This window comes from Lachnotalea sp. AF33-28, assembly GCF_003477885.1.
GTDB lineage: Bacteria > Bacillota > Clostridia > Lachnospirales > Lachnospiraceae > AF33-28.
Window position 1 is genome coordinate 1 of the sequence record NZ_QUEE01000028.1, and the last position, 10,800, is coordinate 10,800.

Annotated in this window: 11 protein-coding genes; all 11 read left to right on the plus strand. The window is 52.6% G+C overall.

The annotated features are described in order from the left end of the window. Positions 1 to 664 precede the first annotated feature (664 nt). The 11 genes from tet(W) to DWZ56_RS22375 all read left to right on the plus strand — a co-directional run bounded on the left by tet(W) (position 665) and on the right by DWZ56_RS22375 (position 10,708). Positions 665 to 2,584 (plus strand): tetracycline resistance ribosomal protection protein Tet(W), encoded by a 1,920-nt coding sequence (tet(W), locus tag DWZ56_RS22315; protein ID WP_002586627.1) that lies wholly within the window; start codon positions 665 to 667, stop codon positions 2,582 to 2,584. Positions 2,585 to 2,634: 50 nt separating this feature from the next. Further along, positions 2,635 to 3,402 (plus strand): class I SAM-dependent methyltransferase, encoded by a 768-nt coding sequence (locus DWZ56_RS22320; protein ID WP_002586626.1) that lies wholly within the window; start codon positions 2,635 to 2,637, stop codon positions 3,400 to 3,402. A gap of 171 nt (positions 3,403 to 3,573) precedes the next feature. Beyond that, on the plus strand, positions 3,574 to 3,996 hold the full coding sequence (locus DWZ56_RS22330; protein WP_002586616.1) for a sigma-70 family RNA polymerase sigma factor: 423 nt from the start codon (positions 3,574 to 3,576) through the stop codon (positions 3,994 to 3,996). Further along, complete coding sequence (locus DWZ56_RS22335) at positions 3,989 to 4,201, plus strand: helix-turn-helix domain-containing protein (RefSeq protein WP_002586615.1); 213 nt, start codon at positions 3,989 to 3,991, stop codon at positions 4,199 to 4,201. The genes DWZ56_RS22330 and DWZ56_RS22335 overlap by 8 nt, the downstream gene beginning before the upstream one ends. A gap of 497 nt (positions 4,202 to 4,698) precedes the next feature. After that, entirely contained in the window at positions 4,699 to 5,097 is a 399-nt protein-coding gene (locus DWZ56_RS22345) for a plasmid mobilization protein (RefSeq protein WP_002596229.1), read from the plus strand. After that, the gene (locus DWZ56_RS22350; RefSeq protein ID WP_118558835.1) at positions 5,069 to 6,694 is read left to right on the plus strand and encodes a relaxase/mobilization nuclease domain-containing protein; all 1,626 of its coding nucleotides are present in this window, start codon (positions 5,069 to 5,071) and stop codon (positions 6,692 to 6,694) included. Before DWZ56_RS22345 ends, DWZ56_RS22350 begins: the two co-directional genes overlap by 29 nt. Next, entirely contained in the window at positions 6,684 to 7,070 is a 387-nt protein-coding gene (locus DWZ56_RS22355; protein WP_118558836.1) for a cysteine-rich VLP domain-containing protein, read from the plus strand. Before DWZ56_RS22350 ends, DWZ56_RS22355 begins: the two co-directional genes overlap by 11 nt. A gap of 133 nt (positions 7,071 to 7,203) precedes the next feature. Continuing rightward, positions 7,204 to 7,938, plus strand: coding sequence for a replication initiator protein A (locus DWZ56_RS22360; RefSeq protein WP_334294791.1), 735 nt, complete (start codon positions 7,204 to 7,206; stop codon positions 7,936 to 7,938). After that, positions 7,935 to 8,777, plus strand: a complete 843-nt coding sequence (locus DWZ56_RS22365; RefSeq protein WP_118558837.1) for an ATP-binding protein — start codon at positions 7,935 to 7,937, stop codon at positions 8,775 to 8,777. Before DWZ56_RS22360 ends, DWZ56_RS22365 begins: the two co-directional genes overlap by 4 nt. 14 nt (positions 8,778 to 8,791) lie before the next feature. Next, complete coding sequence (locus DWZ56_RS22370) at positions 8,792 to 8,980, plus strand: transposon-encoded TnpW family protein (RefSeq protein WP_009259633.1); 189 nt, start codon at positions 8,792 to 8,794, stop codon at positions 8,978 to 8,980. A gap of 111 nt (positions 8,981 to 9,091) precedes the next feature. After that, entirely contained in the window at positions 9,092 to 10,708 is a 1,617-nt protein-coding gene (locus tag DWZ56_RS22375) for a recombinase family protein (RefSeq protein WP_118558838.1), read from the plus strand. Positions 10,709 to 10,800: the final 92 nt, after the last annotated feature.

The following is a 10,800-nucleotide window of genomic DNA, read 5'->3' on the forward strand; positions in this document are numbered from 1 at the left end:
AATGCTCATGTACGGTAAGGAAGCAAGCAACCGAAAACAAGAGATAGACCGCCAGCACTACACTATTCCGAACCAAAGACCAAAAGATAAGCATTGTGGGAAAATCTAAACTTTTGGATTTTCCTACAATGCCAACTACGGCGGAATCCCTCCCACTCCTTATATCTTTCTGTATACATTGAATTTGTATTTAGTAAAATGCAGACAACACCACGGATCGGCTTTTGGTTGGACAATTCCAACCAAACACCACAGCAGACAGCAGAAAACATTCTGAACGCTAGGAAGCCGGTATGATTGTTACATATAAGGGGAAGAAAAATTTCTTTTAGGTACTTGCTTTCCTAAAACTGATGTGATACAATGATAATGATTTAATCCAGAAAAGGAGTAAAAAATATGCGGCAAGGTATTCTTAAATAAAACTATAATCAAATAGTGGGAACAAAGGATTATGATAGCTCCTTTTGTAGGGGCTTAGTTTTTTGTACCCAATTTAAGAATACTTTTGCCTTATCAATTTTGACATATCCCCAAAAACAGCAATCACAAACAGGTGTATGCTGTATATGTGTATGTCCGCAACTTATAATCCCCAGTGGTAAAAGTATTTTACTGCTGGGGATTTTTATGCCCTTTGGGGCTGTAAAGGGAGGACAATCACATGAAAATAATCAATATTGGAATTCTTGCCCATGTAGACGCTGGAAAGACGACCTTGACGGAGAGCCTGCTATATGCCAGCGGAGCCATTTCAGAACCGGGGAGCGTCGAAAAAGGGACAACGAGGACGGACACCATGTTTTTGGAGCGGCAGCGTGGGATTACCATTCAAGCGGCAGTCACTTCCTTCCAGTGGCACAGATGTAAAGTTAACATTGTGGATACGCCCGGCCACATGGATTTTTTGGCGGAGGTGTACCGCTCTTTGGCTGTTTTAGATGGGGCCATCTTGGTGATCTCCGCTAAAGATGGCGTGCAGGCCCAGACCCGTATTCTGTTCCATGCCCTGCGGAAAATGAACATTCCCACCGTTATCTTTATCAACAAGATCGACCAGGCTGGCGTTGATTTGCAGAGCGTGGTTCAGTCTGTTCGGGATAAGCTCTCCGCCGATATTATCATCAAGCAGACGGTGTCGCTGTCCCCGGAAATAGTCCTGGAGGAAAATACCGACATAGAAGCATGGGATGCGGTCATCGAAAATAACGATGAATTATTGGAAAAGTATATCGCAGGAGAACCAATCAGCCGGGAAAAACTTGCGCGGGAGGAACAGCAGCGGGTTCAAGACGCCTCCCTGTTCCCAGTCTATCATGGCAGCGCCAAAAATGGCCTTGGCATTCAACCGTTGATGGATGCGGTGACAGGGCTGTTCCAACCGATTGGGGAACAGGGGGGCGCCGCCCTATGCGGCAGCGTTTTCAAGGTTGAGTACACCGATTGCGGCCAGCGGCGTGTCTATCTACGGTTATACAGCGGAACGCTGCGCCTGCGGGATACGGTGGCCCTGGCCGGGAGAGAAAAGCTGAAAATCACAGAGATGCGTATTCCATCCAAAGGGGAAATTGTTCGGACAGACACCGCTTATCAGGGTGAAATTGTTATCCTTCCCAGCGACAGCGTGAGGTTAAACGATGTATTAGGGGACCAAACCCGGCTCCCTCGTAAAAGGTGGCGCGAGGACCCCCTCCCCATGCTGCGGACGACGATTGCGCCGAAAACGGCAGCGCAAAGAGAACGGCTGCTGGACGCTCTTACGCAACTTGCGGATACTGACCCGCTTTTGCGTTGCGAAGTGGATTCCATCACCCATGAGATCATTCTTTCTTTTTTGGGCCGGGTGCAGTTGGAGGTTGTTTCCGCTTTGCTGTCGGAAAAATACAAGCTTGAAACAGTGGTAAAGGAACCCTCCGTCATTTATATGGAGCGGCCGCTCAAAGCAGCCAGCCACACCATCCATATCGAGGTGCCGCCCAACCCGTTTTGGGCATCCATAGGACTGTCTGTTACACCACTCTCGCTTGGCTCCGGTGTACAATACGAGAGCCGGGTTTCGCTGGGATACTTGAACCAGAGTTTTCAAAACGCTGTCAGGGATGGTATCCGTTACGGGCTGGAGCAGGGCTTGTTCGGCTGGAACGTAACGGACTGTAAGATTTGCTTTGAATACGGGCTTTATTACAGTCCGGTCAGCACGCCGGCGGACTTCCGCTCATTGGCCCCGATTGTATTGGAACAGGCATTGAAGGAATCGGGGACGCAGCTGCTGGAACCTTATCTCTCCTTCATCCTCTATGCGCCCCAGGAATACCTTTCCAGGGCTTATCATGATGCACCGAAATACTGTGCCACCATCGAAACGGCCCAGGTAAAAAAGGATGAAGTTGTCTTTACTGGCGAGATTCCCGCCCGCTGTATACAGGCATACCGTACTGATCTGGCCTTTTACACCAACGGGCGGAGCGTATGCCTTACAGAGCTGAAAGGATATCAGGCCGCTGTCGGTCAGCCGGTCATCCAGCCCCGCCGTCCAAACAGCCGCCTGGACAAGGTGCGCCATATGTTTCAGAAGGTAATGTAAAGATACATAATCGTCAAGACGGCAACAATCAGAAGTTATGGAGGGTAACAATGGAATATAGTAAGGAAGATTTAATGGAAGCAAAAAAGCAAATTTGGGGAGTGGGAGAGAACATGGGAACAGAGGAAAGTAAAAAAATCTGGGAGGAGAACGCACAATTTTGGGATAATGCAATGGGTGACGAATCTAATGAATTTCACAGAGAGGTAGTGCGTCCCAAAGTAACGGAACTTCTATCTCCTAATCCTGCGGATTACATTTTGGATATTGCGTGTGGCAATGGAAATTATTCTTCGTATCTTGCACAAAGAGGCGCTTCGGTTGTCGCTTTTGATTACAGCAAAAAAATGATAGAATTGGCTAAAAGACGGCAATCACAATATGCAAAACAAATTGAATTTTGTGTGGCGGATGCGACCGATAGAAAAAGTATATTAGAATTAAAAAGAAATCGAGCCTTTACGAAAGCAGTTTCTAATATGGCAATTATGGATATTACGGATATTGAACCACTTCTTATGGCTGTTTATGAACTGTTGCAGGAAAGCGGAATTTTTGTCTTTGCAACGCAACACCCTTGTTTTGTCACGTTGACTGAAAAATATATGACACCGCACAGTTACTATGATATAGCGATTGAAGGGCAACCGAAAGAGCAGATTTATTATCATCGTTCCATACAAGATATTTTTAACCTTTGTTTTAGAGCTGGATTTGTCATTGATGGATTTTATGAAGAATGTTTTAAAACCAACAAAGAAATTCCTATGGTAATGATAGTAAGGCTTAAGAAGGTAAAACGTGATAGCTTAAAATAAATTCAAGTTTGTCGGGTAAATAGCAAACCCAGCCGAGCCAGTCAACGGTCAAGATGAACGGCGCATATGCGCAGCCGTTGACAGCCCCGCCCGCCTTTGCTGGTAGGCAATCAAGGGGCGACAGCAAGAAGTGCCACCGCCCCGCACTATTATTCAGAAAGGGGAATTTCCATGACCGACCAGATAGCCTATCAAGAATATATCCAGCGCAGGTACAACGCCTTTTGCAAGACTGTTATCCGCTGTGCCGCCTTGGACAAGATTTTGAAGCTTAAACGGCAATGGGAACGGCAAGTTTCCCTTGACTATCTGATGAACGAGAAGTTTGTCCAGTTTGCCGCGTCGGAGCCGGACGAGGAATACCCATTTACCGTCTGCGGTCAGACCGTCCTGCTCTGCAACGCCGCCCTTGCCGACGCGATCTCTGTTTTGCCGGAGCAGACGCGGGAAGAAATCCTGCGCTATTACTTTCTGCGCCAGCCGCAGCGCGTGATCGGCGCGTGTATTGGCCGGTCACGCAGCACAGCGGGGCGGCATATCCAGCTTGCCTTGCAGCGGCTACGCGAAGAAATGGGGGTGAGCCGGTATGAGTAGACTTCTCCCCTATGAAACAATCCTCAAAGCCCGTGAGGGCGACCCAGAAGCCGTGAACGCTGTCCTGCTCCACTACGCCGGATATATCCGCTATTTCTCAAAAGTGAACGGGCAGGTCAACGCCGAGGTGGAGGACTATGTAAAGCAGCGGTTAATTGACTGTCAATTCAAGTTCCGGCTTGACGAACCACCGGACAAGTCATAAAAACTGAATACCAGCCGCCACCGACGCGGCCAGCGAAAGCAGTAAGTCTTGAAAAAGATTTACTGCTTTTTTTGTTGTCCGGCTCCGCTCCCGGCCATTTTGCCCCCTGCCGGTTGTAGTAGTAAGCGAGGAGGGAATTTTTCTGCCCTGGTGTTTGGCATTTGGAGCATTTACCCGTAGTAGAGGGCAAAGAGAAAGGATTTCTCCAACACCGGGTAGAAACCACTGCGTCCGGTGTCATTTTAGCGAAAGCGGGCAGGAATGCCCTTTACAGGATTAGTAGTAGCAGAAAAAGAGAAACAAACTTTTGTGGTTGCAGTTTTCCAAAAAAGTGGCGGACGGAAGTGAGAGAAAGTTTGCAGTCACGGAGAGCAAGTTTCTACCACGGTGCCAAAATCCGCAATTCTGCAGTTTTGCCCCTCGCGGGAAACTTGTTGGGGAGTGCCTTCCCCAAACCCTGCTCATGCGCCCTTACGGGCGAGAAAGGAGGTCACACCATGCGAAAGAAATACAACACGCCCCACCGCAGCCGCGTTGTGAAAACCCGGCTGTCCGAAGATGAGTATGCCGACTTCACAGCGCGGCTTGCGCCCTATGGTATCAGCCAGTCCGAATTTCTCCGGCAGGCGATACGGCGGGCGACCATACGCCCGGTTGTCCATGTGTCGTCGGTCAATGACGAGTTGCTTTCCGCTGTCGGGAAGCTGACAGCCGAGTACGGCAGGATCGGCGGCAACCTCAATCAGATTGCCCGGTATCTGAACGAATACGGCGTACCCTACAACACCCTTTCCGGCGAGGTACGCGCCGCCATATCCGACCTTGCCGTCCTCAAGTATGAAGTCCTCAAGAAAGTAGGTGACGCGGTTGGCAACACTCAAGCATATCAACTCTAAAAACGCCGACTACGGAGCCGCCGAGCAATATCTTCTCTTTGAGCATGACGAGTTTACCATGAAGCCCGTCCTTGATGAAACCGGCAGGCTTATCCCCCGCGAGGACTACCGGCTGTCCACGCTGAACTGCGACGGGGAGGATTTTGCCGTTGCGTGTATGCGGGCCAATCTCCGCTATCAGAAAAACCAGCGGCGGGAAGATGTGAAAAGCCACCACTACATCATCAGCTTTGACCCGCGGGACGGGCCGGACAACGGCCTGACCGTAGACCGGGCGCAGGCGTTGGGGGAACAATTCTGTAAAGAGCATTTTCCCGGCCACCAGGCCCTTGTCTGCACCCACCCGGACGGGCATAACCACAGCGGCAACATTCATGTGCATATCGTCATAAACAGCCTGCGGATTGAGGAAGTGCCGTTCCTGCCCTACATGGACAGGCCGGCCGATACGAAAGTCGGCTGCAAGCACCGATGTACCGACGCTGCCCTGCGCTACTTCAAATCCGAAGTCATGGAGATGTGCCACCGGGAGGGGCTTTATCAAATCGACCTCTTGAACGGCAGCAAGAACCGCGTCACCGACCGGGAGTATTGGGCGCAGAAAAAGGGACAGGCCGCGCTGGACAAGCAGAACGCCCCCATGATTGCCGATAGTATCACGCCCCGGCAGACCAAGTTTGAAACGAACAAGGAGAAGCTGCGGCAGACCCTACGGAAAGCCCTTGCCACCGCCGCCAGCTTTGACGAGTTTTCCTCTCTGTTGCTGCAGGAGGGTGTGACCGTCAAGGAGAGCCGGGGGCGGCTTTCCTACCTCACGCCGGACAGGACAAAGCCAATTACCGCCCGGAAGCTGGGCGACGATTTTGACCGCGCCGCTGTCTTTGCCGTTTTAGAGCAAAACGCCGCCAGAGCAGCCGAAGCGCCAGCCAGATCCCCCGATCCCCCACGCACCATAAAAGACCGCTTGCAGGTTGCCAGAGCCGAGATAGCCGCCCCGAAACAGGACGGAGTGCAGCGGCTTGTGGACATTGAGCAGAAAATGGCCGAGGGCAAAGGCCGGGGCTATGAACGCTGGGCGAAGATACACAATCTGAAGCAGGCCGCCAAAACGCTGTCCGTCTACCAGCAATACGGCTTTACTTCCCCGGAGCAGTTAGAAGCCGCCGTTGACACCGCCTATCAGGAAATGCGCCAGACCAGCAGCAAGCTGAAAACGCTGGAAACGAAGCTACAAGGGAAAAAGGAGTTGCAGCAACAGGTACTTGCCTATGCCAAGACCAAGCCCGCCCGCGACGGGCTGAAAGCGCAGAAATCCGAGAAAGCCCGCGCCGCATACCGGCAGGCAAACGAGAGCGATTTTATCATAGCCGAAGCAGCCGCCCGGTATTTCAAGGCGCATGGCATTACCAAGCTGCCCGCCCGGAAAGCGTTGCAGTCCGAGATTGAGCAGCTTATCTCCGAGAAAGACGGCCTGTATAACACCTATCACGAACAGAAACAGCGGTTCAAGGAGTTGCAGACCGTCAAGCGGAACATCGACCAGATTTTGCGCCGGGAGGAACCCCACCGCAGAAAGGAGCAGAGCCATGAGCGATAAGTTACCGAGAATGGACTACCGCCAGCACCGGCGGGCGCGGCGGCTGGTACATGAGTGCTGTAACTACGATGAGGGGAATTGCCTGCTGTTAGACGACGGGGAGCCTTGCGTGTGCGTCCAGAGCATTTCCTTTTCCCTCATGTGCCGCTGGTTCCGTGTGGCTGTCCTGCCCCTTGACGGGGAACTGGCCGCAGCCCTCTTGTACCGGGGGAGCCGAAAACGGTGTGCGGTCTGCGGCGCGGCATTTGTCCCCAAATCCAACCGGGGGAAATACTGCCCCGGCTGCGCCGGACGCATGAAGAAGCTCAAAGCCGCCGAGAGAAAGCGGAAACAAAGGCAGAAATGTCACGCTTTAGAGCCTTTCAAACCCGCATAAATCAAGGCTTTTTTCGTGGGTGTCAAAGGGTACGCGATACATTTATCCTTTTCCCCCGGAAACGCCGTTCTAAGGCGTGACAAAACGCCAAAATCAACCCGAAACACAGGGAGGTGATACTATCGCTGATTATATCATGGCAGACACGCCGCTGCCTATCTATCTGCCCTACCCCCGTTTCCTGCTGAAAATGGAGATTTCCCAGACCGCCAAGCTGCTGTATTCGCTGCTGTTAGACCGTTCCACACTCTCCCAGAAGAACAAGTGGCAGGACGACGAGGGCAGGATATATATTATCTATCCCATCGCGGAGATAGCCGAAATACTGGATAAGGGCAGTACCACCATAAAGGGGGCGCTTAATGAACTGGACATGGCGGGGCTGCTGGAACGGGAACGGGGCGGCTTCTCCGCACCGAACCGGCTTTATGTCAAAGTGCCGCGAGTGCCACAGGTACAGTTTTCCGACCAACTGATGGCCGGAAATCCGACCCTCATAGAGCCGGAAAACCGTCCTACTGATGGTCAGAAAACCGACCTTATGATGGTCGGAAAACCGTCCCCTAACCAAACTACTATAAACAACCTTACAGAGAGCCAAACAAAGGGAGTGAGTGGGGAGCCGCCCGCGCCCTATGGCCGATACCAGAATATTTTTCTGTCGCAGACCGAATACGACGAGTTGCAGGCAGAGTACCCCGACAGGCTGGAACGGTTCATTGAGGAAATGAGCCGCTACCTTGCCGCCAACGGGAAAAGCTACCAGAACTATGCCGCCGCCCTGCGGATATGGGCGGGGAACGACAAAAAGGAAGCCCCGAAAAAGGGCATACCAGACTACTCATGCAAGGAGGGCGAGAGTTTATGAAGAACGAAATCAACGCTGTTTTGGAGAATATGACCGCTGCCACCCCGGAGCCGGAGGACTACACCGGCGAGGACGGTTTACTGTACTGCGGCAAGTGCCGCAAGCCGAAAGAAGCCTATTTTGCGCCGGATAAGGCCGCTATCTTTGGCCGTGACCGCCACCCGGCAGAGTGCGACTGCCAGAGAGCCGCCCGCGAGGAACGGGAGGCCGCCGAGAAGCGGCGCAGGCACTTTGACACCGTGGAGGAACTGAAACGCCGGGGCTTTACCGACCCCACCATGCGGGACTGGACTTTTGAGAACGACAACGGCAGGAACCCGCAGGCCGGGATTGCCCGCCGGTATGTGGAGCATTGGGAGGATATGCGAACCGACAATATCGGCTGCCTGTTCTGGGGCGGCGTTGGAACCGGGAAAAGCTACCTTGCGGGCTGTATCGCAAACGCCCTCATGGAGAAAGAAATCCCCGTCCACATGACGAACTTTGCCCTTATCCTCAATGACCTTGCCGCCAGCTTCGAGGGCAGGAACGAATACATTTCCCGCCTTTGCCGCTATCCGCTGCTTATCCTTGACGACTTCGGCATGGAGCGCGGCACCGAGTACGGATTGGAACAGGTTTTCAATGTGATTGACAGCCGCTACCGCAGCGGCAAGCCGCTGATCGTCACGACCAACCTCACGCTGGACGACCTGCGGAACCCGGAGGACACCGCCCATTCCCGGATTTATGACCGCCTGCTTTCCATGTGCGTCCCGGTACGCTTTACCGGCGACAACTTCCGGCAGGAAACCGCGCAGCGGAAAATGGAGAGCATGAAGAAACTGATTACCGACTGAAAGGAGTATTGCCTATGGCAGATAGACAGCAGCACGACACCCGCACCACCCGCCGCCCCGACTGCGTGACGGAAATCCGCATGGGCAATTCCGTCCTTGTCGTGTCCGGCTATTTCAAGAAAGACACCACGACCACCGCCGCCGACAAAATGGCGCGGGTACTGGAAGCGGAAGCCGCTGCTACACAAAAATCGGCAATTTAACAAATCATAAAGAAGCAGATTTTACACTTTTGCCGCTATACAGCCCTCCCTATTCCGTGGTACAATGAAACCACGGAATAGTGGGGCTGGCTGTCGGAAACGGAGGATTTTATGTTAAGACAAGCCACCCAAAACCTCATTACCGCCCTTTATCCGAGATTGTCCCATGAGGACGAGTTGCAAGGCGAAAGCAATTCCATATCGAACCAGAAAAGGATTTTGGAAACCTACGCCAAGCAGAACGGCTTTACCAATCTGCGCTGGTACACCGACGACGGCTTTTCCGGCGCGAACTTCCAGCGCCCCGGTTTTCAAGCCATGCTTGCAGACATTGAAGCCGGGAAAGTGGGTACGGTCATCGTCAAGGACATGAGCCGGTTAGGGCGAAACTACTTGCAGGTGGGATTTTACACGGAAATGCTGTTCCCTCAAAAGGGAGTGCGTTTTATCGCTGTCAACGACAATGTGGACAGCGCAAACGGCGGCATGGACAACGATTTTACCCCTCTGCGAAATCTGTTCAACGAATGGCTGGTGAGAGATACGAGCAAGAAAATCAAAGCAGTAAAACGAGCAAAAGGCATGAGTGGAAAGCCTGTTACCAGCAAGCCGGTATATGGCTATCTCATGGACGAGGACGAGAACTATCTCGTTGACGAGGAAACCGCGCCGGTTGTCCAGCAGATATACCAGCTTTGCCTTGCCGGGAATGGCCCGACCAAGATTGCCCGTATGCTTACGGAGCAGCAAATCCCCACGCCGGGGACGCTGGAATACCGCAGGACAGGCAGCACCCGCCGCTACCACCCCGGCTATGAGTGCAAATGGGCGACGAACACCGTCGTTCATATCCTCGAAAACCGGGAGTACACCGGCTGTCTGGTAAACTTCAAGACGGAGAAGCCCTCTTACAAGGTCAAGCACAGTGTAGAGAACCCCGTGGAGAAGCAGGCCATTTTTGAGAACCACCATGAGCCTATCATAGACCGGGAAACATGGGAGCGCGTGCAGGAGTTACGCAAGCAGCGCAAACGCCCGAACCGCTATGATGAAGTGGGGCTGTTCTCCGGTATGCTGTTCTGCGCCGACTGCGGCCATGTGATGTACCAGCAGCGGTATCAGAACAAAACCCGCAAGCAGGACTGTTACATCTGCGGCAGCTACAAGAAGCGCACCCGCGACTGTACGGCGCACTTTATCCGCACCGATCTGTTGACCGCTGGTGTCCTGGCAAATCTCCGGCAAGTGACCGAATACGCAGCCAAGCATGAGAGCCGGTTTGTGAAACTACTTGTCCAGCAGAACGAGATCGGCGGCAAGCGAAAGACCGCCGCAGCCATCAAGCAGCTTGAACAGGCGCAGGAACGCATTTCTGAAATCAGCCGCATTATCAAGCGGCTGTATGAGGACAATGTAAACGGCAAAATCAGCGATGAGCGTTTCATGGAACTGTCGGCTGACTACGAAGCCGAGCAAGCGGAGCTGAAAAAGAGAGCCGCCGCCCTGCAAGCCGAACTGGACAAGTCACAGGCAGCTACCGTCAACGCCGAGAAATTTATGGGCATTGTCCGCAAGCACCTTGCCTTTGAAGAACTGACCCCCACTCTCTTGCGGGAAATGATCGAGAAAATTGTGGTGCATGAGTGCAGCTATGATGAGAACGGCACCCGCAGGCAGGACATTGAGATTTATTACAGCTTTGTCGGCAAGATTGACTTGCCCGAATAACCGCCCGACCTATCCGACACAATGGCCAAGTGTCGGATAGGAACGGCAAAATTTTTTGCACTTCTATTGCTTCTTTATCACACATAAGCAAA

What these genes read in the sequence shown, in the direction of transcription:
- DWZ56_RS22365 (WP_118558837.1), top strand. Translation starts at nt 7,935, where the DNA reads ATGAAGAACGAAATCAACGCTGTTTTGGAGAATATGACCGCTGCCACC.
- DWZ56_RS22330 (WP_002586616.1), top strand. Translation starts at nt 3,574, where the DNA reads ATGACCGACCAGATAGCCTATCAAGAATATATCCAGCGCAGGTACAAC.
- DWZ56_RS22320 (WP_002586626.1), top strand. Translation starts at nt 2,635, where the DNA reads ATGGAATATAGTAAGGAAGATTTAATGGAAGCAAAAAAGCAAATTTGG.
- DWZ56_RS22355 (WP_118558836.1), top strand. Translation starts at nt 6,684, where the DNA reads ATGAGCGATAAGTTACCGAGAATGGACTACCGCCAGCACCGGCGGGCG.
- DWZ56_RS22335 (WP_002586615.1), top strand. Translation starts at nt 3,989, where the DNA reads ATGAGTAGACTTCTCCCCTATGAAACAATCCTCAAAGCCCGTGAGGGC.
- DWZ56_RS22345 (WP_002596229.1), top strand. Translation starts at nt 4,699, where the DNA reads ATGCGAAAGAAATACAACACGCCCCACCGCAGCCGCGTTGTGAAAACC.
- DWZ56_RS22370 (WP_009259633.1), top strand. Translation starts at nt 8,792, where the DNA reads ATGGCAGATAGACAGCAGCACGACACCCGCACCACCCGCCGCCCCGAC.
- DWZ56_RS22375 (WP_118558838.1), top strand. Translation starts at nt 9,092, where the DNA reads ATGTTAAGACAAGCCACCCAAAACCTCATTACCGCCCTTTATCCGAGA.